The organism is Lelliottia amnigena (assembly GCF_019047465.1).
Classification (GTDB): domain Bacteria; phylum Pseudomonadota; class Gammaproteobacteria; order Enterobacterales; family Enterobacteriaceae; genus Enterobacter; species Enterobacter amnigenus.
In genome coordinates this window covers 1,293,926-1,317,497 of record NZ_CP077236.1, presented here as the reverse complement: position 1 = coordinate 1,317,497, position 23,572 = coordinate 1,293,926, and the positions used below count along the sequence as shown (strand labels likewise).

The 23,572-nt window shown below is 51.2% G+C and carries 21 protein-coding genes; 5 read left to right on the top strand and 16 right to left on the bottom strand.

The annotated features are described in order from the left end of the window. Positions 1 to 300 precede the first annotated feature (300 nt). Positions 301 to 3,411 (bottom strand): efflux RND transporter permease subunit, encoded by a 3,111-nt coding sequence (locus I6L74_RS06180; protein WP_059177273.1) that lies wholly within the window; start codon positions 3,409 to 3,411, stop codon positions 301 to 303. Between the two features lie 11 nt (positions 3,412 to 3,422). Further along, positions 3,423 to 4,562, bottom strand: a complete 1,140-nt coding sequence (locus I6L74_RS06175) for an efflux RND transporter periplasmic adaptor subunit (RefSeq protein ID WP_059177274.1) — start codon at positions 4,560 to 4,562, stop codon at positions 3,423 to 3,425. 395 nt (positions 4,563 to 4,957) lie between these two features. Between I6L74_RS06175 and envR the strand changes: the two genes are divergently transcribed. After that, a complete protein-coding gene (envR, locus tag I6L74_RS06170) occupies positions 4,958 to 5,605 on the top strand; it encodes an acrEF/envCD operon transcriptional regulator (RefSeq protein ID WP_059177275.1) in 648 nt (215 codons plus the stop codon). On the opposite strand, the gene I6L74_RS06165 is transcribed toward envR, so the two are convergent. From I6L74_RS06165 to acuI, 14 genes are all read right to left on the bottom strand, one after another. Further along, entirely contained in the window at positions 5,602 to 7,698 is a 2,097-nt protein-coding gene (locus I6L74_RS06165) for a putative bifunctional diguanylate cyclase/phosphodiesterase (protein ID WP_059177276.1), read from the bottom strand. The genes envR and I6L74_RS06165 overlap by 4 nt on opposite strands. Positions 7,699 to 7,842: 144 nt before the next feature. Continuing rightward, positions 7,843 to 8,007 carry a DUF2556 family protein gene (locus I6L74_RS06160; protein WP_015960679.1) on the bottom strand — a complete coding sequence of 55 codons (165 nt, stop codon included), beginning with the start codon at positions 8,005 to 8,007 and terminating at the stop codon, positions 7,843 to 7,845. A gap of 179 nt (positions 8,008 to 8,186) precedes the next feature. After that, complete coding sequence (gene fis / locus I6L74_RS06155) at positions 8,187 to 8,483, bottom strand: DNA-binding transcriptional regulator Fis (protein ID WP_003855228.1); 297 nt, start codon at positions 8,481 to 8,483, stop codon at positions 8,187 to 8,189. Between the two features lie 25 nt (positions 8,484 to 8,508). Beyond that, positions 8,509 to 9,474, bottom strand: coding sequence for a tRNA dihydrouridine synthase DusB (gene dusB, locus I6L74_RS06150; RefSeq protein WP_059177277.1), 966 nt, complete (start codon positions 9,472 to 9,474; stop codon positions 8,509 to 8,511). A gap of 330 nt (positions 9,475 to 9,804) precedes the next feature. Beyond that, positions 9,805 to 10,545 carry a carbonic anhydrase gene (locus I6L74_RS06145; RefSeq protein ID WP_059177278.1) on the bottom strand — a complete coding sequence of 247 codons (741 nt, stop codon included), beginning with the start codon at positions 10,543 to 10,545 and terminating at the stop codon, positions 9,805 to 9,807. Positions 10,546 to 10,685: 140 nt separating this feature from the next. Beyond that, entirely contained in the window at positions 10,686 to 11,567 is an 882-nt protein-coding gene (prmA, locus tag I6L74_RS06140) for a 50S ribosomal protein L11 methyltransferase (RefSeq protein WP_059177279.1), read from the bottom strand. A gap of 11 nt (positions 11,568 to 11,578) precedes the next feature. Further along, positions 11,579 to 13,030: a sodium/pantothenate symporter gene (panF, locus tag I6L74_RS06135; RefSeq protein WP_059177280.1), complete on the bottom strand. Its 1,452-nt coding sequence runs from the start codon at positions 13,028 to 13,030 to the stop codon at positions 11,579 to 11,581. Further along, complete coding sequence (locus I6L74_RS06130) at positions 13,020 to 13,262, bottom strand: YhdT family protein (RefSeq protein ID WP_059177281.1); 243 nt, start codon at positions 13,260 to 13,262, stop codon at positions 13,020 to 13,022. Before I6L74_RS06130 ends, panF begins: the two co-directional genes overlap by 11 nt. A gap of 108 nt (positions 13,263 to 13,370) precedes the next feature. Then, the gene (accC, locus tag I6L74_RS06125; RefSeq protein ID WP_059177282.1) at positions 13,371 to 14,720 is read right to left on the bottom strand and encodes an acetyl-CoA carboxylase biotin carboxylase subunit; all 1,350 of its coding nucleotides are present in this window, start codon (positions 14,718 to 14,720) and stop codon (positions 13,371 to 13,373) included. Between the two features lie 10 nt (positions 14,721 to 14,730). After that, a complete protein-coding gene (gene accB, locus I6L74_RS06120) occupies positions 14,731 to 15,195 on the bottom strand; it encodes an acetyl-CoA carboxylase biotin carboxyl carrier protein (RefSeq protein ID WP_015960672.1) in 465 nt (154 codons plus the stop codon). Between the two features lie 21 nt (positions 15,196 to 15,216). Continuing rightward, positions 15,217 to 15,669 carry a type II 3-dehydroquinate dehydratase gene (gene aroQ / locus I6L74_RS06115; RefSeq protein ID WP_059177283.1) on the bottom strand — a complete coding sequence of 151 codons (453 nt, stop codon included), beginning with the start codon at positions 15,667 to 15,669 and terminating at the stop codon, positions 15,217 to 15,219. Positions 15,670 to 15,904: 235 nt separating this feature from the next. After that, on the bottom strand, positions 15,905 to 16,504 hold the full coding sequence (gene msrQ, locus I6L74_RS06110; RefSeq protein ID WP_059177284.1) for a protein-methionine-sulfoxide reductase heme-binding subunit MsrQ: 600 nt from the start codon (positions 16,502 to 16,504) through the stop codon (positions 15,905 to 15,907). Continuing rightward, a complete protein-coding gene (gene msrP, locus I6L74_RS06105; protein WP_059177285.1) occupies positions 16,505 to 17,506 on the bottom strand; it encodes a protein-methionine-sulfoxide reductase catalytic subunit MsrP in 1,002 nt (333 codons plus the stop codon). A gap of 78 nt (positions 17,507 to 17,584) precedes the next feature. Then, the gene (gene acuI, locus I6L74_RS06100; RefSeq protein ID WP_059177286.1) at positions 17,585 to 18,559 is read right to left on the bottom strand and encodes an acrylyl-CoA reductase (NADPH); all 975 of its coding nucleotides are present in this window, start codon (positions 18,557 to 18,559) and stop codon (positions 17,585 to 17,587) included. 181 nt (positions 18,560 to 18,740) lie between these two features. On the opposite strand from acuI, the gene csrD reads away from it, so the two are divergent. The 4 genes from csrD to mreD all read left to right on the top strand — a co-directional run bounded on the left by csrD (position 18,741) and on the right by mreD (position 23,572). Then, positions 18,741 to 20,681 carry an RNase E specificity factor CsrD gene (csrD, locus tag I6L74_RS06095; RefSeq protein WP_059177287.1) on the top strand — a complete coding sequence of 647 codons (1,941 nt, stop codon included), beginning with the start codon at positions 18,741 to 18,743 and terminating at the stop codon, positions 20,679 to 20,681. Between the two features lie 281 nt (positions 20,682 to 20,962). Further along, the gene (gene mreB, locus I6L74_RS06090; protein ID WP_000913396.1) at positions 20,963 to 22,006 is read left to right on the top strand and encodes a rod shape-determining protein MreB; all 1,044 of its coding nucleotides are present in this window, start codon (positions 20,963 to 20,965) and stop codon (positions 22,004 to 22,006) included. Positions 22,007 to 22,067: 61 nt separating this feature from the next. Further along, positions 22,068 to 23,084, top strand: a complete 1,017-nt coding sequence (gene mreC / locus I6L74_RS06085) for a rod shape-determining protein MreC (RefSeq protein ID WP_059177288.1) — start codon at positions 22,068 to 22,070, stop codon at positions 23,082 to 23,084. Then, a complete protein-coding gene (gene mreD, locus I6L74_RS06080; RefSeq protein WP_015960665.1) occupies positions 23,084 to 23,572 on the top strand; it encodes a rod shape-determining protein MreD in 489 nt (162 codons plus the stop codon). Before mreC ends, mreD begins: the two co-directional genes overlap by 1 nt.

Genomic DNA, 23,572 nt, shown 5'->3' with positions numbered 1-23,572 from the left:
GTTACCTCAGAATAAAAACTGACTCGCCATAAATCCAATAGGGTATTTACCGAGCTGAGCGCTATTTTATCACTACTCAGGGCTACCGAAGCTAGATGAATAATCTCAAAGTATGTGGTTTGTAAAAATGATGGAGAGGGACAGCTGAGCGCATGAATGAAGATTTAAAAGTAATATCGAACAGAATGAACTTAATTAAAAATATTAAAATGTTTCATTATCTTATCGGCTTCGTTTAAAAGGGGCTAATACTTGTTTAAACATAAAGCAGTAGGCGCCATTCAGCGCCTACTGCTTTTTTTAATGATGTTGATGATTAAATCGCCGTCTTACGACAACAAAAAAGACGGGAACAAAAAAGATAGCCAGCAGCGTCGCGGACAACATCCCGCCCATGACACCTGTGCCTACCGCATTTTGTGCGCCGCTCCCTGCGCCGTTACTGATCACTAACGGCATTACGCCCAGAATGAACGCCAGAGAAGTCATCAGAATGGGGCGAAGCCGCATACGCGAAGCGTCTAACGTAGCTTCAACAACCCCTTTGCCTTCTTTTTCCATCAGGTCTTTAGCAAACTCAACAATCAGAATGGCATTCTTAGCAGAAAGCCCAATGGTGGTGAGAAGACCTACCTGGAAATAGACATCGTTGTTCAGTCCGCGCAGGGATGCACCGAGGAGTGCGCCAATAACGCCTAATGGCACCACTAACATCACCGAAAATGGAATCGACCAGCTCTCGTAAAGTGCAGCCAAACACAAGAACACGATGATAAGTGAGATAGCATAAAGCGCGGGTGCCTGATTTCCAGACAGTCGCTCCTGGTACGACATTCCCGTCCAGTCGTAGCCAATTCCTGAAGGCAGTTTCTTCGCCAGGCTTTCCAGCATGGCCATGGCTTCACCTGTACTCTTGCCGGGCGCAGACTCCCCAAGTATTTCCATTGAGGGCATGCCGTTGTAGCGCTCAAGTCGCGGTGAACCGGAAACCCAGCGTGAAGTGCTGAAGGCGGAGAACGGGACCATCTCGCCGTTTGCACTGCGTACATAAAGATTATTGATATCACCCGGTAACATGCGGAACTGCGCAGCTGCTTGCGCGTAGACTTTTTTGACACGGCCGTGATCGATGAAGTCATTAACGTATGTTCCTCCCAGCGCAGTAGAAATCGTCTGGTTGATATCAGATACGCTGACGCCTAGCGCCTGGGCTTTCTCCTGATCAATATCGAGCTTGAACTGCGGCGTGTCTTCCAATCCATTAGGACGTACACGCACCAGCAGGTCAGGGTGGTCTTTGACCATTCCCAGGAGTTGATTTCGGGCCTGCGTGAGGGAGGTATGTCCCAGGTTTGCCTGATCGATTAACTCAAAGTCGAATCCCGTTGCGGTACCCAACTCGATAATGGCAGGGAGATTAAAGGGAAAAACAAGACCATCTTTAATCTGACTAAAGGCTTTTGTTGCACGGCCCACTATCGCTTCGACGCCATTTTTTTCCCCAGGACGGTCTTCCCACGGTTTGAGGCTGACAAACGCGATACCTGAGTTTTGTCCCTGACCGCTGAAACTAAAACCATTAACCGTAAAGACCGACTCAACGTTCGCTTTTTCTTCGGTCAAATAGTATTGCTGAACCTGATCCAGAATTTGCTGCGTGCGGGTTTGCGTCGCACCGGCGGGTAGCTGAACCATTGTCATGAACACGCCCTGATCCTCTTCTGGCAGGAAAGAGGTGGGGAGACGCAAAAAGAGCACCGCCATGCCGCCAACGATCAGCATATAAATCACAAGGTAGCGTCCCGTTTTACGAAGGATCCCGCTGACGCTGTTACTGTAATGGTCGACGCTTTTATCAAAGAGTGTATTAAACCAGGCAAAGAAACCGCCTTTTGCATGGTGCTCTTCAGAGGCCGGTTTCAGCAGCGTCGCGCAGAGGGCAGGTGTCAGAATCAGTGCGACTAAAACGGAAAGCGCCATTGCAGAAACGATGGTCAGTGAGAACTGGCGGTAAATAGCTCCGGTAGAACCACCAAAAAAGGCCATCGGTATAAACACCGCTGAAAGCACCATTGCGATGCCAACTAACGCGCCCTGAATTTGCTCCATTGATTTTTGCGTCGCCTCTTTAGGCGGTAGCTTGTCTTCTACCATGACGCGTTCGACGTTTTCAACGACCACGATAGCATCGTCGACCAACAACCCTATGGCCAACACCATGCCAAACATGGTGAGCGTGTTGATGGAAAACCCAAATGCCGACAAAATGGCAAAAGTACCGAGCAAGACAACCGGCACTGCGATGGTGGGAATGAGCGTGGCGCGCAGGTTTTGCAGGAACAAATACATCACCAGGAAAACGAGGACAATCGCCTCGAACAGCGTTTTAATCACTTCATGAATGGAGATTTTGACGAAAGGGGTCGTGTCGTAGGGATAGACGACTTTCACTCCTTGCGGGAAAAAGGACTGTAATTCCGCGAGCTTTGATTTGATCGCCGCTGCAGTATCAAGCGCGTTTGCCCCCGTTGCCAGCTTAATCCCAAGACCCGTCGCAGCCTGACCATTAATCTTGGTCACCATATTATAGTTTTCGCCACCAAGCTCAACGCGAGCCACATCTTTCAGATGCACCATTGAGCCATCTTGATTCACTTTCAGCGTGACGTTTCCAAACTCTTCCGGGGTTTTTAGGCGGGTTTGCGCGATGATAGAGGCATTTAACTGTTGCCCCGGAATCGATGGCGTTCCACCTAACTGACCAGCAGCGATTTGGTTATTCTGGATTTTTAGTTGGTTGATGACATCCAGTGGCGTTAGCTGAAATTTGTTTAATGCATTGCTGTCGAGCCAAATACGCATGGCGTACTGCGCGCCAAATAGCTGAACGTCACCCACGCCCGACGTACGACTGATCGCGTCTTTGACGTTCGACGCCACGTAGTCTGAGATATCGTCCTGCGTCAGCGTTTTATTATCGGAGACAAAACCGGCTACCAGAAGGAAGCTGCTGCTGGATTTCTCCACGCCAATACCTTGCTGCTGAACTTCTTGTGGCAGCAGCGGCATGGCGAGCTGCAGTTTGTTCTGAACCTGCACCTGCGCGATATCAGGATCGGTACCGGACTGAAAGGTCAACGTGATCGTGACGTTACCCGCTGAATCGCTGGTGGAAGACATGTACATCAGGTTATCGATACCATTCATATTCTGTTCGATAACCTGCGTCACGGTATCTTGCACCGTTTGTGCATCCGCGCCGGGATACGTTGCGGTGACGGCAACGGCGGGAGGTGCAATAGTTGGATATTGCGCCACGGGCAATTGAAGAATAGCCAGCCCGCCCGCAATCATCAGAATGATGGCAAGTACCCAGGCGAAAATCGGCCTTTGAATAAAGAAATTAGCCATTTCGTAATCCCTTAACTGGCTGTTTTGGAAGCGGAATCAGGCACCGCAACCACGGTGGCGCCAGGATGGATTTTCTGCAGGCCACTGACGACCACGCGATCGCCATCTTTGAGTCCTTCAGCGATCAACCAGCGTTCTCCAATGGCCTGAGGCGCAATAACGTTACGCAATTCAACCTGGTCTTTATCATTCACCACCAGAACGGTTGCATCGCCACGTGGGGTGCGGGTCACGCCCTGCTGAGGCACTAAAATGGCGTCAGGCTGTATGCCTTCATCAATACGGGCGCGCACGAACATACCCGGCAACAGTCTGTGTTGAGGATTGGGAAATACGGCGCGAAGCGTGATGGAACCTGTACTTTCGTCGACAGTGACATCCGAAAATTGCAGCGAGCCTTTGAGTGGGTAAGGCTGACCATTTTCCATTAACAGCTGGACGCTGCTGGTAGCGTTGTTTTTCTGTAAATTGGACTGCTTCAGATGCATAAAATCATTGCTGGACTGCGTAACATCAACATAGATCGGATCAAGCTGCTGGACGGTCGCCAGGGCAGACGCCTGCCCGTTCGTGACCAACGCGCCTTCGGTTACGCTGGATTTACCAATACGTCCATTAATAGGGGATGACACTTTGGTATAGGCGAGATTAATACGTGCGGTTTCGACACTCGCTTGCGCTGCAATAACGCTGGCGTCGGCTTGCCTGGCATTGGCTACGGCCTGATCGTACTCTTGCCGACTAATATATTGTGTCCCTACCAATGGCTCGTAACGTTTCACCGTCAAGTGAGCAATGTTTGCTGCCGCCTCGGCTTTTGCCATCTCCCCTTTAGCGCTGTCATAGGCAGCTTTATACGTTGCAGGATCGATTTGATAAAGAGAATCACCAGCGCTGACGTCGCTGCCTTCAGTGAAATTACGACGTAAAACAATGCCGCTTACCTGCGGGCGAACCTCAGCGACGCGAAATGCATCTGTTCGCCCTGGCAATTCAGTTGTCACTGCCAAAGGCGCACTTTTCACGACATAAACCGTTACCTGCGGAGCCTGTGCGCTTTGCTTTGGGTTGTCAGAACCATCACAGCCTGTCAGCAGTGTGGCGTAGACAAAAAAAACGGATAGAGGTAAAAGCCTGAAGTGTGTCGTCATTACTGTTCCTTTAAAAACAATAAACTGATATCTGCCGTGGGGATATGAAAAAAGAGAAAGGCAAAAAGTCAAAAATCCAGCGCACATCATAATGAGGTGCGTTGGCTTTTTTTAATTTATAAGTGCGGCACAGGGTCTATTAATACATAATTCAGATTAAAACGTGGTAAATGAAGGATGTGGTGGCCTATAAACAAAGAGGGATTTTATTTTCACTCTCGGTTATTTATATGTTTAATGAATTTAATTATCGGAATTCATTTGCGGAAATTATTGGTTCCTCAAATTGACTTTTTTTGTTCAAAGCAAAACGGGAATTTAGTGAATACTGCCTGGACGGTGAGCGCTACGGATTCAACAGTGAGTGCAAATATTTATGTGATGGATAAGAGTCTATGGCACGCAAAACAAAAGAAGAGGCACAAAAAACGCGGCAACAGTTGATTGAGGCGGCCATCACACAATTCTCTACGCGTGGCGTAGCCAGCACCACACTGACGGATATCGCAGATGCGGCAGGCCTGACGCGCGGTGCGGTATACTGGCATTTCACCAGTAAAACTGAATTGTTTAATGCGATATGGGATCAACAGTTACCGCTAAGTGATTTGATTGATGAACGTCTTACTCTGGATACAAGAGACGATCCGTTATTCACTCTTCGGGAGCGTTTTATCGTTGCCTTGCAATACATCGCTCATGAACCTCGCCAAAAATCCCTGCTGCAAATCCTGTATCATAAGTGTGAATTTAATAAAGAATTGACATCAGAATGTGATATTAGAAAAAGAATTGGTTTCAATTATGACAATGTACGGGCGTTACTGGAGAAATGTCTGGCTCAGGGCGTTATTGATCCGCAGATTAATATTGATATGACGCTGGTTGTTTTTCACGGTTTTTTTAGCGGGTTAATTAAAAACTGGTTGATGAATAGCGAGAGTATTAACCTTTATCAACAAGCGCCAGCGTTAGTAGATAATATTCTGGCGACGTTAAACATCACGCGTAAGCCACCCGTAAAATATTATGTTGCCTCTTAAGGGGCGATGTCATGAGAAAGGTTATTTTTTATCATCTCGGGACTATGACAAAGTTCCTCAACGGCTTGTGCCGATACGGGTTTGCCGAGCAGATATCCCTGAAGCATATTGCAGCCAAGCTCCGTCAGGAATGCCTGCTGCGCCTCGGTTTCTACCCCTTCGGCAACCACTTTAAGATTTAACGTTTTTGCGAGTGCGACAATGGCAGAGACGATAGTGGCATCATCACTTTCACCGCTCAGATCTTTCACAAACGCGCGATCAATTTTCAATTCGCAGGCGGGAAGTCGCTTGAGATAAAGCAGGCTGGAATACCCTGTTCCAAAATCATCAATAGACGCTTTGACTCCCGCATTCGTCAGCTCTGTAAGAATCCTTACGCTTTCGTCCGGATTATTCATCGCGGTAGTTTCTGTCACTTCCAGGATCAACGATTCTGGTGGAAGCAGATGCCGGGCCAGGCAATCGAGCACGGTATTTACCAGCGAAGGTTGCTCAAACTGCAGGGTCGACAAATTAACGGCCACCGACCAATCCGTGTGGCCCTGAATATGCCACGCGCGCAGTTGTCGACACGCTTCATTGATCACCCAGTTACCTATCGGAATAATCAAACCGGTTTTCTCTGCCACCTTAAGAAACACATCAGGAGTCAACAACCCTTGTTTTGGATGTTCCCAGCGCAGCAGTGCTTCGAAGCCCAGAACAGGACCTGCGGGGGCATGAAACTTCGGCTGATAGTGTAGGCGCAGTTCATCGCGCTCAACGGCCATCCACAGATCGTTCATCAACTGTAAATGCGTTTGCGCCAGTGTGTTCATCGACGGCTGAAAAAATTGATACCCATTCCGCCCAACATGCTTGGTGTGATACATCGCGGCATCGGCGTTGAACATCATTTCACGATCGGTTTTCCCATCGTGCGGATACAATGCAATGCCAATACTAATGGTCACGACCAGTTCATAGGGGTCAACGCTGAAAGGACTGTCGATAGCGCGCACCAGCGCGTTGGCCAGTGAGGCGGCATCATCAGGTCCATTGGCTTCAATAAGCAGAACAAACTCATCACCGCCGATGCGGGCAAGTGTGTATTGCCCTTTCAGCGGTAACAGCAGTCGCTTAGTGACTGCGACCAACAGCTTGTCGCCAGTGACATGGCCGTAGGCGTCATTCACGGCTTTAAAGCCATCAAGATCCATAAACATCAGCGCGAAGTGCGTTCCTTCCCTGTCAGCTTTGCTGATCGCCTGGCTGAGTCGGTCTTCAAAGAGAATACGATTTGGCAATCGTGTCAGCGTATCGTGAAGGGCCAGTTGCGCCAGTTCACGGTTAGCTTCAGCAAGCGATGAGGCCAACAACGTGGTCCGTGCCTGAAGCCGGGCATCAAGCATTGAGACCAGCAATGTGATCGCCAGAATCGAGAGTGCGACCACGCTAACCAGAATGGCCAGCCAACTGCCATTAATCCCGTGATGATGCATCTGCGTTGTGGCTGGAAACTGTGCCGCTTTCATGCCTGCGTAATGCATGCCGGCAATCGCAATGCCCATTGTTAACGCCGCGCCCAGACGCATCAGCGCAACTTGCGCGGCTTCATAACGTAATCGAAAGGTCAGCCACAGCGCCACCAGCGATGCCGCTAGCGCGATAGCGACGGAAATGGCGACCCAGGTTTTATCCCACACAATTCCCGGCGACACCTCAAGTGCCGCCATGCCAGTGTAATGCATCGCGACGATGCCAGTCCCCATCACGAAAGCGCCCGGTAACAGACGTCGCAAACGAAGTTGTTCACCACTCACCAACCATAGGGCAAACATGGAGGAGCCAATTGCAATCGCCATTGAAAGCGCAGTGATTGCGACGTCATAGCTCATGCTCATGGCAAGATCCATCGCCAGCATACCGATGAAGTGCATGGCCCAGATGCCGATGCCCATCGCCACGCCACCGCCTGTGAGCCAAATGCGTGCAGCAATGCCCTGGCTCCCGACGACTCGTCCGGCCATATTGAGTGCGGTATAAGCAGCAAGGATGGCGACGACAAAGGAGATGACGACAAGGATTTGGTTGTATTGGCTAACCAGCATGGTCTGTATAACTCATTCGTAGTGAGACGTTAGGGAATAGCATCTGGAAAGGGCAGTGACATTATCACCGTACGGGAATGACGAAAAGGGATTTAAATCCCTGTTTTTAATAGGTGAAAAGAGTGTTTTTGCCGACGTTTGGGCTTAATCGAGATCCGAACAGTTGACTAATTTTAAGGGATTCACGGAATTCATATTACGGCACTTGTCGGTTTCGGTGCTCAGCAGCTCAATCCACTGCATGAGCAGCGCATCAAAAAGGAAAACCGAGACGGCAAAGATAACCAGCCACCAGTATTTACGAATCATTGTGTCGTTCCGGGGTAGAGGAGCGAAAGAAGTGGTGGAAATATACACGAAAAGCGGGCGTTTAAAAGGAGGATAACTGAAGGTTTACAAATGGTTGACGGTACGGAACGCAGGCAATAAAAAAGGCGCGTCCCCATGCCAGGTAGCGCCTTTTTAAACAAGCAGTTAGCTAATCGAAATTAGTTCATGCCGTATTTTTTGAGTTTCTTACGCAGGGTACCACGGTTGATACCCATCATCAGGGCAGCGCGGGTTTGGTTACCGCGGGTGTATTGCATCACCATGTCCAACAGTGGCTGTTCAACTTCAGCCAGTACCAACTCATACAGGTCACTCACATCCTGACCATTCAGTTGAGCAAAATAGTTCTTCAGTGCTTGTTTAACCGAGTCACGGAGAGGTTTTTGAGTCACCTGATCCTGAGAGTTAACGGTAGAAACGGTCAGTACGTCAGAATTTACGCGTTGTTCGAACATAGTTCTGTCAGCTCTTTATTTCTGTTTACGCAAAATTTTCGAAGTATGCCTCCAACGCCTCCAGCTGTACGCTGGCATCCTCTATGGCGTTGAATGTGCGCCGAAACTGGTCATTTGGAGCGTGTTCCTGGAGATACCAGGATACGTGTTTCCGCGCAATTCGGTACCCTTTTGCCTGACCGTAAAAGTCATGCAGTTCCCGAATATGCGCACAAAGCAAGCGCTTAACCTCTGCCAGAGGCAGTGGAGCAAGCAACTCCCCAGTGTCCAGATAATGCTGGATTTCCCGAAAGATCCAGGGTCTTCCCTGAGCGGCACGTCCTATCATCAGAGCATCTGCCCCTGTATAGTCGAGCACAGCCCTGGCTTTTAGCGGGTCAGTTATGTCGCCATTCGCGATAATCGGAATGGAAACTTTCTGCTTAACTGCCCGAATGCTGTCGTATTCCGCATTGCCGTTGAACAAACAGGCGCGAGTGCGTCCATGAATGGTCAGGGCCTGGATACCACAGTCTTCGGCCAGTTGGGCAATTTCTACACAGTTACGGTGTTCCGGCGCCCAACCAGTGCGAATTTTCAACGTAACGGGAACATCCACTGCATTTACCACCCCCAACAAGATCGACTTCACCTGATCGGGGTATTGCAGAAGGGCTGAACCTGCAAGCTTACGATTCACCTTTTTTGCCGGGCAACCCATATTGATATCAATAATTTGGGCGCCACTTTCAACGTTAATACGCGCGGCTTGCGCCATTTCTTCAGGATCGCTTCCGGCAATTTGCACGGTGCGAATACCTGGCTCATCAACGTGCACCATCCGTAGACGGGATTTATCGCTTTCCCAAACCTGCGGGTTAGACGACATCATCTCGGAAACGGTTAAACCGGCTCCCATCTCGTAGCACAGCGTCCTAAAAGGCCGGTCAGTAATACCTGCCATTGGCGCTGCGATCAGGCGATTTCTGAGCTGATAGTGTCCGATGCGCATGAGTTAAGAAATGACCATACTGTGACTGCAAGGCGGCGTATATTACGCATTTTTTACATGAGATGAAAGGCCAAACTTTGAACAATCTGCTGCTGCAGATCAAGGAATTGCTACTCAACGTTAAGTCAGTGAATTATTCATTAATTAAATCATTGTGTTATGTGGATTTATTTATTTTGTAGACGCTTACAAATTCCCGTAACTTCTCATCATTTCTCGATGAATGAATCATTTAATCGGGATAATCTGCTGTTTTTAGCAGCAGATTATTGCCCTTCTTTGCGATCTGGGTCCCATTTCAGGACATGATATCAGCGCGCAATGTGAACATTATTCAACCACAACACGCCCATGAAGTGACTGTACCGGGCGGTTATTATCGTGATGCATAGTGTGGGTGAATTTTTCCAACTGAGCGGCGGAGAGGGTCATCGGATTTTTGAGTACAATCCAGGTTACCCCTTCTGAACAAGGCGGCGTCGTCAGAGAACCGCTAAACCGCCAGTAGGTTTTGTTTTTAGGTAACAGTTTGTTCAGGTCAAGTTTCGTTTCCAGCGTCGCGGATTGTTCGGCTTGCCCTGGCATGATGCCCCACAGTTTATCAAGCTCTGCGTTGGCGGCCCCTTTATCAAACATCACCGCAACCACGGTCAGTGCACCCTCGGCATCTTTATGAACAAGGTGCATTTCCATGTCGAATTTTTTACCGTGGATCGTATTTTCACTCGGCGCATGGAAGTGGAATTGCTGCAAAGCCCAGGCCTGATTATCAAGCGTGATCGTATCTGCCGTGTCTGGCTTTTCGACCGCCTGAATCGTATGGCCGTTATTGGTCAGCGTGACAGGGCCATCGATGTAATGGGTTTTTAACGGTGTGAGATGGGCTTTAATCGTTGAGTCAATATTAACAGGGGACTGGTTCATTCCGCTTTGACAGGTTTTATACGCCTCATCCAGCGCACCCCAATGCTCCGGGGCACCTTCGCCCTCATAGCTCCAGTGAGATGCATAAGCTGAAGCAGACACGATGCTCAGCGCCAGGATTGCTGCCTTACCAATAAATGGGGTCATAATATTCTTCCGGTGAATTTAGTCATTTAAATCATATAATAGGCATATGATTTACAAGGTTATTATACCGGAGGGAAATAACGCGCGTGGAGAATTTTTGCAGTAAAAATGGCGTGATCGACCGATCACGCCAGAAGGGATTACTTCTTACGACCTGTAATGCGACACCACTCTTCTTTCTCAACCACCGGATCGAGAGCGAAGCGCTCAGTGTAGGCTTCACACACGCTGTCTGCCTGGCTGGCCAGAATACCGGAAAGCCCCAGTAAACCGCCCTCAACGGGCAGCACGCTGATTAACGGTGCCAGCTCACGTAACGGGCCTGCCAGGATATTTGCGACCACGACATCCGCTCTCATGGCTTCTGGCTGGTCATTAGGTAAATACAGTTCAAGGCGATCGGACACCCCGTTTCGCTCGGCATTATCGCGGCTGGCCTGAATTGCCTGCGGATCGATATCGATCCCGATCGCTTTGGCGGCGCCGAGTTTCAGTGCGGCAATGGCGAGGATCCCGGATCCACAGCCGAAATCGATCACCGTTTTCCCTTCCAGATCCAGTCCATCAAGCCATTGCAGGCACAGAGAGGTGGTTGGATGGGTACCCGTACCAAACGCCAGGCCCGGATCGAGCATCACGTTTACGGCATTGGCATCCGGCACATCGCGCCAGCTTGGGCAGATCCACAGACGTTTGCCGAACTGCATCGGGTGGAAATTATCCATCCACTCGCGTTCCCAGTCTTTGTCTTCCAGTTGCTCGATTTTATGCACAAATCCTGCGCCCAGAAGCGGGTGGTTTTCCAGAATCGCCACGACGTCTTTCATGTCAGTTTCTGCGTCAAACAGGCCGATGACGTCGGTATCACCCCACAGGCGCGTTTCGCCGGGCAAGGGTTCAAACACCGGCGTGTCATGCGTGTCCTGGAAAGTAATGGAAACCGATCCGACTTCCATTAACGCATCACTCAGTTCTTCGGCGTTCGCGCCGGTTGTATTCAGTTTTAGTTGGATCCACGGCATGGCAAAACTCTTTATTTATGAGTAGAAATGACGGCCGCCTGTGGGACGGGTTGACCGAAACGGTTCCCCACCACAAACGCCAGCAAACTTAACAGTAACGAAGGCACAATCGGATGGAAGCCCAGATACTGAATTTTAAACGTGGCGAGCACCGCGTACAGTACGCCACCCACAATCATTCCGCTGAGCGCACCCGCCGCATTTGCGCGTTCCCAGTACAGACCGAGCACCAGCGGCCACAGGAACACCGCCTCCAGTCCGCCGAATGCCAGCAGGTTTAACCAGATGATCATCTCCGGTGGACGCCATGCGGCAAGCATCATCAAAATGCCCAGCACCAGCGTTGTCCAGGTTGAGATACGCTTCAGGCGATGCTCATTATGGATTTTAGTGGGTTGTGCGCTGAGCCACAGATCTTTAATGATCGTGGCAGAGGCTTGCAACAAATGTGCATTCACATTCGACATTATGGCCGCCATTGGCGCGGCGAGGAACAAACCCGCGGCCCACGGCGGTAATACTTGCACCATTAAGGTGGGGATCACCTGATCCGGCACCGTCAGATTAGGTAATATCGCGCGGCCTAGCGCCCCTGCCAGGTGCATTCCCAGCATCAGCAGCGACACCACGACAGTGCCGATAATAATTCCGCGGTGAACCGCTTTGCTGTCTTTATAAGAGATACAGCGCACGGCGGTATGGGGCAGACCGATCACGCCAAAGCACACCAGCACCCAGAATGACGTCATAAATGCCGGGGTAAGAATGTCGTCCGCACCGTGGGGGCTCACCAGCTTCGGATCGATCTTCTCCAGCGTTTCTACCGCATTGCCCAAACCGCCGGCCGCGTAAATCACGCCAACCAGCAGCACCAGCGTGCCTATCAGCATCACCATGCCTTGCATGGTGTCGTTCAACACGCTGGCACGGAAACCGCCAAACGCGGTGTACAGCGCGATGGTAATGCCGAAAATCAACAGGCCATTTTCGTATTTAATGCCCGCAGCGGTTTCCAGCAATCGCGCGCCACCGATGAATTGCACGGCAATTGCACCGACGAATGCCACCAGCAGACTGACGCTGGCGATCCAAACCACTGCGCGGTTTTGGTAGCGCGCCTGCAACATGTCATTCAGCGTGATTGCATTGTATCGTCGGGCAAGAATCGCGAATTTTTTACCTAAAATGCCCAGCGATAACCAGATGGTCGGGACCTGAATCATCGCCAGCAGCACCCAGCCCAGCCCATATTTATACGCCGCACCCGGGCCACCGATAAACGAGCTGGCGCTCACATAGGTTGCCGTCAGCGTCATCGCCAGAACGAAACCGCCCATCGAGCGGCTGCCCAGGAAATACTCACTGAGAAACGAGCCGGTGCTGCGTTTGCGCATGGCGTAAGCCGAAAGGCCGAATACCACGAAGAGATAAATAATCAGAACGGCGATGATTTCAGTTTGCATCGCTATCCTCCAAAGAGATATCGCGGAAGATAAAACGCACCATCAGCCAGCACAGCACAATAAAAACCAGCGGCATCAGAAGGCAGGCCATTTCGAACCAGTGTGGAAGGCCGGTAAACCCCGCGGTCGAATCAGGTAAGTAAGCAGTCACTAACCAAGCAACAAGGTAGAGAAGGGTCAGCCACAGCGCCCAGCGCGCTTCTTTATGGGCTTGAACAAAACGCTTGTCCATTTTATATCCCTTGTGGATGAAGAAAGCGGGGATTGTACATGATGGGTCTTAGCGATCCCCACAAATAAAAAAGGCCGGAATCTCCGGCCTTTTAATGAGAATGCAGTCTTATTTTTCGTGAAGACCGAGTTTTTTCTCCAGATAGTGGATGTTCGTTCCACCGTTCTGGAAATGCTCGTCGTTCATGATACGAACCTGCAGATCAATGTTGGTTTTGATACCGTCGATGATCAGTTCCTGCAAGGCGTTCTTCATGCGGGCAATTGCCACATCACGATTTTCGCCATAGCAGATAAGCTTGCCAATCATTGAGTCATAGTACGGTGGCACAGTATAGCCAGCGTAGATATGAGATTCCCAACGCACGCCAAAACCGCCCGGCGCGTGGAAACGCGTGATTTTACCCGGGCTTGGCAGGAAGGTGTTCGGGTCTTCGGCGTTGATACGACACTCTACCGCATGACCTTTGACGATCACTTCTTCCTGCTTGATGGACAGTGGCTGACCCGCAGCGATACGCAGCTGTTCTTTAATCAGGTCAACACCGGTAATCATTTCGGTGACAGGGTGTTCAACCTGAATACGGGTGTTCATCTCGATGAAATAGAACTCGCCGTTTTCGAACAGGAACTCGAACGTACCTGCACCGCGATAACCGATATCCACGCACGCTTTAGAGCAACGCTCGCCGATGTAGCGACGCAGTTCCGGCGTGATGCCTGGCGCTGGTGCTTCTTCAACGACTTTCTGGTGACGGCGCTGCATGGAGCAGTCGCGCTCAGCCAGATAGATAGCGTTACCCTGACCGTCAGCCAACACCTGAATTTCGATGTGACGTGGGTTTTCCAGGTATTTTTCCATGTAAACCATGTCATTGCTGAAAGCCGCTTTCGCTTCAGCTTTGGTCATGGCAATGGACTGAGCCAGGTCGGTATCGCTACGTACAACGCGCATACCACGACCGCCGCCGCCGCCGGACGCTTTGATGATAACCGGATAGCCAATGCGTTTAGCATGGGCACGGTTAGCATCCATATCGTCGGTCAGAGGGCCGTCGGAACCAGGAACAGTTGGTACGCCAGCTTTCTTCATTGCGGTGATTGCAGAGACTTTGTCACCCATCAGGCGAATCGTGTCTGCTTTCGGGCCGATAAAGATAAAGCCAGAACGTTCAACCTGCTCGGCAAAGTTGGCATTCTCAGAGAGGAAGCCATAACCCGGATGGATTGCCACCGCGCCGGTGATTTCAGCGGCGCTGATGATTGCCGGGATATTCAGATAACTTTTTACGGACGGAGCCGGACCGATACAGACCGTCTCATCCGCCAGTAATACGTGTTTTAAATCGCGGTCCGCGCTTGAATGCACAGCAACAGTCTTAATGCCCAATTCTTTACAGGCACGAAGGATTCGCAATGCGATCTCGCCACGGTTGGCGATAACAATTTTATCCAGCATGTTCGCCTCGTTACTCGATGACGACCAGCGGCTCGTCAAATTCTACCGGCTGACCACTTTCGACCAGAATCGCTTTCACAGTACCAGACTTGTCTGCTTCGATTTGGTTCATCATTTTCATGGCTTCAACGATGCACAGGGTATCGCCTACATTGACTTTCTGACCCACTTCGATGAACGCCTTCGCGTCCGGGCTCGGGGTGCGGTAGAAAGTACCAACCATTGGGGAACGTACGATGTGACCACTGATTTCTGCTGCTGCAGCAACCGGCGCTTCTGCTGCCGGAGCGACTGCGTTAGACAGAGCAGGCTGTTGCATCACAGGTGCAGCATAAGCTTGCTGCATGACTGGGTAGCCAACATTTGGCGCGGCACGACTGATGCGTACAGACTCTTCGCCTTCAGAAATTTCCAGTTCGGAGATGCCTGATTCTTCAACCAGCTCGATCAGCTTTTTAATCTTACGAATATCCATGAGTGGGTTCCGTACTCTTGTTTAGTGTGATTGTGACAAGCGTTTTACCGCTGTCTGTAAAGCGTATGAATAACCGTCAGCACCAAGTCCGCAGATAACGCCCGTGGCGATATCAGACAGATATGAATGGTGGCGGAACGGTTCACGGGCATGCACATTGCTCAGGTGGATCTCGATAAACGGGATGCTCACGGCAAGCAGTGCGTCGCGGATAGCTACACTGGTGTGCGTAAACGCGGCCGGATTAATCAGGATATAGTCCACAGTGTCTTTAGCCTGATGAATTCGGTCGATGATTGCGTACTCCGCATTTGACTGAAAATGATCCAGTTCCACATTGAGTGACGCTGCTTCCGTACTCAGACGGTTAACAATTTCGCTTAATGTCAGAGAGCCATACTTCTCCGGCTCACGGGTTCCGAGCATGTTAAGGTTCGGTCCGTTCAGAACTAAGATGTGGAATTTATCAGCCATTGTGCCGCTATCTCCTGCGAATCTCGGGTAAAAAAACAAAATATACCTTCAACGCGCAATTGTCACCTTTTCAGAGGCTCAAAACCCCTGTCAGGAAAACCAAAGTCGCACATTATAACGATTTCGTAGCATTTGGCAGCTAAATACTGGTCTTATCAGGGAAGATTATCAACCGCAAAGCCAAAAAGATTCGCGGTTGATGGGTATTCTGCGGGAAAACGCACAGTTTAGCGGATTATCGCCACCACTGGCGGAACTTCTTGTAACGCCATGCCAGAAGCCCGAGTGCGAGCAACGCATAGATGACAGGTTGCGGCGATAAAATCTTTACCGACCACAGGTAATGTATCGGCGCCAGGATCGCAACGAGATAAACGAAGTTATGCAGCAATTGCCAGCGTCTGCCCAATTTTCGCTGCGCATACTGTGTTGAGGTTAACGTCAGCGCAAGCAGTATTACCCAGCTTACAATACCTAGCGTTAAATACGGGCGCGATATTAGCTCGCTTCCGAGCAATGCCAGATTGTTAATCCCCAGTTCCAGCAACGCGTAACTGGTCAAATGGAGCGTTGCCCAGGCAAAACACCACAAGCCTAAAAGGCGGCGAGTGCGGATCAATAATGGCTGTTTAGCGTAGCGTGCCAGGGGTGAAATCAGCAAGCTGGCTAACAAAAATTTCAGAGCCATCCTACCGGTAAAATGTTGGATATCTTTGGCCGGATCGGCGCTGAAATAGCCCTGACTGGCCGCCCAGAATAACCATATAAAAGGAAGCAAACCGGCAAGGTGTAAAATCACCTTTAACCCGGTAATCTGCTTTGCGGTTAAACGCACTTAGAAATTCTCCTGCAAGTTGATGCCCCGATAAAGAGACGCGACTTGATCCGCATAGCCGTTAAACAGCAATGTCGGCTGGCGTTTGACGTCCAGCGCACCGCCCGAGCCGATAAAACGCTCCGTGGCTTGAGACCAGCGCGGGTGATCGACGTGTGGGTTCACGTTCGCCAGAAATCCATATTCGTCAGGGGCGGCCAAATTCCAGGTTGTAGGGGGGCGCTCGCGAGTCAGTTTGATGCTGACAATCGATTTGATGCCCTTAAAACCATATTTCCACGGCACGGTTAAGCGGATAGGCGCACCGTTTTGCGGCGGCAGCGCCTTGCCATACACGCCAACGGTCAGCAGCGTCAATGGGTGCATGGCTTCATCCAGACGAAGCCCTTCCACGTAGGGATACGCCAGCCCACCGCCGATAAACCGGTCCTTTTGTCCTGGCATTTGCTCCGGCGAGTAAAGCGTCTGGAAAGAGACATATTTTGCATTGCTGGTGGGTTCAACCAACGCCAGCAGTTTATGCAGCGGGAAGCCAACCCATGGCACGACCATCGACCAGGCTTCGACGCAGCGCATGCGGTAGATGCGCTCTTCAAGCGGGAATCGAGTGGTCAAATCGTGATGATCCAGCGTCAGTGGTTTTGCCACTTCACCTTCAATTTTGAGCGTCCAGGGATCGGTTTTCATACTGCCTGCGTTGGCGGCAGGGTCCGCTTTATCCAGGCCAAACTCATAAAAATTATTGTAACCGGTGACTTTATCTTCCGGCGTCAGTGCCAGTTTATTCTGCCATTGTGCGGGTTGGGTAAAATCCAGCGGCTGTCCGGAGGGCGCTTTGGGGCGGTCATTGCCTTTAAACCAGTCAAGCAGGTCGGCATGAGCGGCAGGGGAAAGTGAAAGCGCGGTGGCGCTGATACCAAGCATCTTCAGGATCTGGCGGCGCTGTAACATAAAGACAGATTCGGACGTTACGTCGGCTTCCGTCAGTTTTCGGTTTTTCATGGCACTCTCCGTCATGCATTTTTTATAAGCATGACGGAGGAGTGTAGTTATCGCGAATATGTCACGAAAATTTGAAGATTAGGCAATCTTCACCAGCGCGCGGCCATGGAACTGGTTGTCCATGATTTTTTCAGCAAATTCAGGTGCCTGTCCAAGACTGATTTCAGTTGCGCTCTGGGTATAGAACGATTCCGGTAAATCACGTACCAGTCGCTCCCAGGCCTGCGTACGGCGTGCGGCAGGCGTCATCACGGAATCCACACCTTGCAGACGCACATTACGCAGAATAAACGGCATCACGGTGGTTGGTAGGGCAAAACCCCCCGCCAGACCGCAAGCGGCAACGCATCCACCGTAATTCATCTGCGCCAGTAATTTTGCCAGCACTTTGTCGCCCACGGTATCCACCGCACCTGCCCAGATTTGTTTTTCCAGCGGACGGGTTTCAGCAAACTCTTCACGACCCAGAATGCGGTTTGCACCCAGTGAACGCAGGTAATCATGCGTGCTTTCACGACCAGAAACGGCGGCAACCTGATAGCCTAATTTGTGCAGCAGGGTGATGGCGGTACTGCCTACACCGCCACTTGCACCGGTTACCACGATTTCACCTGATTCGGGACGAATTCCCGCGTCTTCCAGCGCCATTACGCACAGCATCGCCGTAAAGCCAGCCGTACCGATGATCATCGCTTTGCGACCGTCCATGCCTTTTGGCATTGGCACAAGCCAGTCGCCTTTAACGCGGGCTTGCGCGGCCAGTCCGCCCCAATGGTTTTCACCCACGCCCCAGCCCGTTAACAGCACCTGCTGTCCAACGTGGAAACGCGGATCTTCACTCGCGTGAACATGACCCGAGAAGTCGATTCCAGGCACCATCGGAAAGTTTCGGATGATTTTACCTTTGCCGGTAATGGCGAGTGCGTCCTTGTAGTTCAGGCTGGACCAGTCAATGTCAACGGTGACGTCGCCTTCAGGCAAGCGGGTCGCCTCGATGGATTGAACCGACGCCAGGGTTTTGCCGTCTTGTTGTTCTAAGATCAATGCCTGCATACAGATGTCCTCACTAAGCATGGTGATTGGAAAATAATTTCTGGAGACTATACTCGCTCATTGAAACGCTATGCCGATTTAACGCAATAAATTGCCAGATATATCAGGTTTGCTAGTATGCGCCACGAAACATGAAAGTTAGCGCTCACTCACCCCATCAACCAGCGGAGTAATCTCAAGGATGCGATTATCGACGAAATTTTCGGCTTTTATTACGTTGCTGACGGGGTTAACCATCTTTGTCACCCTGATAGGCTGTTCGCTCAGCTTTTATAACGCCATTCAGGACAAGTTAACGAATCGAGTGCAGTCTGTCGCGTCCGTCATCGACACGCGACTCGTAACATCAACCCTTCCCGCGCTTTCGCAGCAGCTTGATGAAATCATGGTGCCGGTAGATATCGTCCATATCGACATCCTACAGGGAAGTAACGTCGTCCTCAGCCATGCTCGGCAAAGCAGCTATCGTCCGGTGGGCACGCTCCCTCAGTACCGCGAGCTCACGGTGCAATCATTAAAAAGCCCAGGCATGTCTATCCGGTTGGTCTATCAGGACCCGATGGCAAATTATTTCCGTTCGTTGATGACTACCGCGCCGCTGACTTTCGCGGTGGGCTTTATGGTGATACTGATTTTTCTGGCTGTGCGCTGGCTGCGACGTCAGCTTTCCGGGCAGGAGCTGCTGGAATCACGCTCCCTGCGCATTTTAAACGGAGAGCGAGGCGCGAAAGTGCGCGGCTCGGTCTATGAGTGGCCGTCGCGTACCAGCAGTGCGCTCGATGTTTTACTCTCTGAAATTCAGTTTGCCAGCGAGCAGCGCAGCCGGATGGATACGCTGATTCGATCGTATGCCGCGCAGGATAATAAAACCGGTCTAAACAACCGCCTTTTCTTTGATAATCAACTGGGAACGCTGCTGGAAGATCCTGAAAAGGTTGGGACGCACGGGGTGGTGATGATCATCCGCCTGCCCGATTTCGATTTGCTGCGCGATACCTGGGGTCGGTCAGTGGCAGAAGATCACCTCTTCACGCTGATTAATCTGTTATCGACATTTATTATGCGCTATCCCGGCGCGCTACTGGCCCGCTATCACCGCAGTGATTTCGCCGTACTGTTACCGCACCGCACGCTGAAAGAGTCAGAAAGTATCGCCAGCCAGTTACTGAAAGCGGTTGATGCACTCCCGCAAACCAAAATGCTCGATCGCGATGACATGGTCCATATCGGGATTTGCGCCTGGCGTGGCGGGCAGCAGACGCAACAGGTCATGGAGCATGCCGAAGCGGCAACGCGCAACGCTGTGTTGCAGGGCGCAAATAGCTGGGCGATTTATGACGATTCTTTGCCAGAAAAGGGGCGCGGAAACGTACGTTGGCGTACGCTTATTGAGCAAATGCTGAGCCGAGGCGGACCCCGGATTTATCAGAAGCCAGCGGTCCTGCGTAACGGCCAGGTTCATCATCGTGAATTAATGTGTCGCCTCTTTGACGGAACCGAAGAGGTCATTTCCGCCGAATATCTGCCGATGGTGCTACAGTTTGGTCTCTCTGAAGAATACGACCGTCAACAAATCTCGCGCCTTATCCCATTTTTATCTTTCTGGCCTGAAGAAAATCTGGCATTACAGGTTACGGTAGAGTCGCTGATTCGCCCGCGTTTTCAACGCTGGTTGCGTGATGTCTTAATGCAATGCGAAAAATCGCAACGTAAACGCATTATTTTTGAACTTGCAGAGGCAGATGTCTGTCAACATATCAGCCGCTTACAGCCTGTGGTCCGTTTGTTGAATGCGCTTGGCGTACGCATCGCGGTGACCCAGGCAGGTTTAACCCTGGTCAGTACCAGCTGGATCAAAGAACTGGATGTCGAACTTTTGAAGCTGCATCCGGGGCTGGTCAGGAATATTGAAAAGCGCGCAGAAAACCAACTTTTGGTTCAGAGTCTGGTCGAAGCCTGCAAGGGTACGCAGACGCAAGTCTTCGCCACGGGCATACGTTCACGGAGTGAATGGCAGATGTTGACGGAGCGCGGTGTGGCGGGTGGTCAAGGGGATTTTATTGCGTCCTCTCAGCCGCTTGACAGCAATGTGAAAAAATATTTGCAAAGATACTCTGTTTGACCTGCCGTTTAATTTGTTTTCACGTAGAATATCGCGCCTGTAGCTTTGAGTATGACGAGCAAAACGCCAGTGAACGACCTTGAATGTTGCAAATAGACGTGAGGGACGCAGCTGTTGACTCAGCCCTGATGGAATCAGGTAATACATTTGTAACATTAGGAAACGTGCTGCACTAATTTTCACCGTAGCAGATGATTTTTGCGCCTTGTCGCTGCTGCGTGTGGTTGGTAAAGTAAGCGGATTTTATTTTTCCGCCCCAGCTTTCAGGATTATCCCCTAGTATGTTGAAAAAATTTCGTGGCATGTTTTCCAATGACCTGTCCATTGACCTGGGTACTGCGAATACCCTGATTTATGTTAAAGGACAAGGCATCGTATTGAATGAGCCTTCCGTTGTGGCCATTCGTCAGGATCGTGCCGGCTCCCCTAAAAGTGTGGCAGCCGTAGGACATGATGCGAAGCAGATGCTGGGTCGTACCCCAGGTAACATCGCCGCGATCCGCCCAATGAAAGATGGCGTTATCGCTGACTTCTTCGTCACCGAAAAAATGCTTCAGCACTTCATCAAACAGGTTCACAGCAATAGCTTCATGCGCCCAAGTCCGCGCGTGCTGGTTTGTGTGCCGGTGGGTGCGACTCAGGTTGAGCGTCGTGCGATCCGTGAGTCTGCTCAGGGTGCGGGTGCGCGTGAAGTCTTCCTGATTGAAGAGCCAATGGCTGCTGCAATCGGTGCGGGTCTTCCGGTTTCCGAAGCGACGGGTTCCATGGTGGTGGATATCGGTGGCGGTACCACAGAAGTGGCGGTTATCTCCCTGAACGGCGTGGTTTATTCCTCCTCCGTGCGTATCGGTGGTGACCGTTTCGATGAAGCCATTATTAATTATGTGCGCCGTAATTACGGCTCTCTGATTGGTGAAGCCACCGCAGAGCGAATTAAGCACGAAATCGGTTCCGCTTATCCTGGCGACGAAGTCCGCGAAATTGAAGTTCGTGGTCGTAACCTGGCTGAAGGTGTTCCGCGTGGCTTTACCCTGAACTCCAACGAAATCCTGGAAGCGCTGCAAGAGCCGCTGACCGGTATCGTTAGCGCGGTGATGGTTGCGCTGGAGCAGTGCCCACCAGAACTGGCTTCCGACATCTCCGAACGCGGTATGGTTCTGACCGGTGGTGGTGCGCTGCTGCGTAACCTCGACCGCCTGTTAATGGAAGAGACAGGTATTCCTGTCGTAGTTGCAGAAGATCCACTGACTTGCGTAGCCCGTGGCGGCGGCAAGGCGCTGGAAATGATCGACATGCACGGCGGCGACTTGTTCAGCGAAGAGTAGTCGGGTGTGAAAGGGTAGCGATCGCTACCCTTTCTCTCTGACGCGAGAATACGCATAGCCTATGAAGCCAATTTTTAGCCGTGGCCCGTCGCTGCAGTTTCGCCTGATCCTGGGGGTTCTGGTAGCGCTTGGGATCATCATTGCCGACAGCCGCCTTGGTATGTTCAGCCAAATCAGAACATACATGGATACCGCCGTCAGCCCTTTCTACTTTGTATCTAATGGTCCCCGTGAATTACTCGACAGCGTTTCACAAACGTTGTCTTCGCGCGATCAACTCGAGCTTGAAAACCGGGCCTTACGCCAGGAACTGCTGCTCAAAAACAGCGAACTGCTGATGCTGGGTCAGTATCGTCAGGAAAACGCCCGACTGCGTGAACTGCTGGGTTCGCCGCTGCGTCAGGATGAGCAGAAAATGGTGACGCAGGTGATCTCCACCGTTAACGATCCGTATAGCGATCAGGTGGTGATCGACAAAGGCAGCGTGAATGGTGTTTACGAAGGCCAGCCCGTTATCAGTGATAAAGGGGTTGTGGGTCAGGTCGTGGCGGTGGCGAAGTTGACCAGCCGCGTTCTGCTTATCTGTGATGCAACGCATGCGTTGCCAATTCAGGTACTGCGCAACGATATTCGTATCATCGCAGCCGGTAACGGATGCACGGATGACTTACAGCTTGAACATCTGCCTGCCAACACCGATATTCGCGTCGGTGACGTCCTCGTGACGTCCGGTCTGGGTGGTCGCTTCCCTGAAGGCTATCCGGTGGCTGTGGTTTCCTCCGTTAAGCTGGATACACAACGCGCTTACACCGTCATTCAGGCTCGTCCGACCGCGGGTTTACAGCGCTTGCGTTACCTTCTGCTGCTGTGGGGGGCCGATCGTAATGGCTCAAACCCAATGACGCCGGAAGATGTCCACCGCGTGGCCAATGAACGTTTAATGCAAATGATGCCACAGGTACTGCCTGCGCCTGATTCCATGGGACCGCCTGCACCTGTACCAGCCCCTGCGACGGGATTAACGCAGCCAACGTCTGATGCGCCACCGCCGCCGCAGCTCTCCTCAGGAGGGCAGTAGTGGCAAGCTATCGTAGTCAGGGTCGTTGGGTTATTTGGCTCTCGTTCTTCATCGCACTGTTGCTGCAAGTTATGCCCTGGCCGGACGACCTTCTCGTTTTCCGGCCAAACTGGGTGCTGCTCATTTTACTCTACTGGTCCCTCGCACTACCGCACCGCGTAAATGTGGGCACAGGTTTTGTGATGGGTGCCATACTGGATCTCATTAGTGGCTCAACGCTTGGCGTGCGCGCCTTGTCCATGAGTATTATTGCGTACCTCGTCGCACTGAAATTCCAGCTTTTCCGAAACCTCGCGCTCTGGCAACAGGCGCTGGTGGTGATGTTGTTGTCGCTTGCCGCGGATATCATTGTTTTCTGGGCTGAGTTTTTAGTGATCAACGTCTCTTTCCGACCGGAAGTGTTCTGGAGTAGTGTAGTTAACGGTGTGCTCTGGCCGTGGTTGTTCCTGCTGATGCGTAAAATTCGCCAGCAGTTTGCCGTGCAATAA

Bases quoted from the DNA above. Each gene is read 5' to 3' on its own strand.
- msrP (WP_059177285.1), bottom strand. From the start codon at position 17,506: ATGAAAAACCGAAAACTGACGGAAGCCGACGTAACGTCCGAATCTGTC.
- dusB (WP_059177277.1), bottom strand. From the start codon at position 9,474: ATGCGCATCGGACACTATCAGCTCAGAAATCGCCTGATCGCAGCGCCA.
- fis (WP_003855228.1), bottom strand. From the start codon at position 8,483: ATGTTCGAACAACGCGTAAATTCTGACGTACTGACCGTTTCTACCGTT.
- I6L74_RS06145 (WP_059177278.1), bottom strand. From the start codon at position 10,545: ATGACCCCATTTATTGGTAAGGCAGCAATCCTGGCGCTGAGCATCGTG.
- aroQ (WP_059177283.1), bottom strand. From the start codon at position 15,669: ATGGCTGATAAATTCCACATCTTAGTTCTGAACGGACCGAACCTTAAC.
- panF (WP_059177280.1), bottom strand. From the start codon at position 13,030: ATGCAAACTGAAATCATCGCCGTTCTGATTATTTATCTCTTCGTGGTA.
- I6L74_RS06175 (WP_059177274.1), bottom strand. From the start codon at position 4,562: ATGACGACACACTTCAGGCTTTTACCTCTATCCGTTTTTTTTGTCTAC.
- envR (WP_059177275.1), top strand. From the start codon at position 4,958: ATGGCACGCAAAACAAAAGAAGAGGCACAAAAAACGCGGCAACAGTTG.
- mreB (WP_000913396.1), top strand. From the start codon at position 20,963: ATGTTGAAAAAATTTCGTGGCATGTTTTCCAATGACCTGTCCATTGAC.
- I6L74_RS06130 (WP_059177281.1), bottom strand. From the start codon at position 13,262: ATGGACAAGCGTTTTGTTCAAGCCCATAAAGAAGCGCGCTGGGCGCTG.
- accB (WP_015960672.1), bottom strand. From the start codon at position 15,195: ATGGATATTCGTAAGATTAAAAAGCTGATCGAGCTGGTTGAAGAATCA.
- I6L74_RS06160 (WP_015960679.1), bottom strand. From the start codon at position 8,007: ATGATTCGTAAATACTGGTGGCTGGTTATCTTTGCCGTCTCGGTTTTC.
- csrD (WP_059177287.1), top strand. From the start codon at position 18,741: ATGCGATTATCGACGAAATTTTCGGCTTTTATTACGTTGCTGACGGGG.
- prmA (WP_059177279.1), bottom strand. From the start codon at position 11,567: ATGCCGTGGATCCAACTAAAACTGAATACAACCGGCGCGAACGCCGAA.
- mreC (WP_059177288.1), top strand. From the start codon at position 22,068: ATGAAGCCAATTTTTAGCCGTGGCCCGTCGCTGCAGTTTCGCCTGATC.
- I6L74_RS06165 (WP_059177276.1), bottom strand. From the start codon at position 7,698: ATGCTGGTTAGCCAATACAACCAAATCCTTGTCGTCATCTCCTTTGTC.
- accC (WP_059177282.1), bottom strand. From the start codon at position 14,720: ATGCTGGATAAAATTGTTATCGCCAACCGTGGCGAGATCGCATTGCGA.
- acuI (WP_059177286.1), bottom strand. From the start codon at position 18,559: ATGCAGGCATTGATCTTAGAACAACAAGACGGCAAAACCCTGGCGTCG.
- I6L74_RS06180 (WP_059177273.1), bottom strand. From the start codon at position 3,411: ATGGCTAATTTCTTTATTCAAAGGCCGATTTTCGCCTGGGTACTTGCC.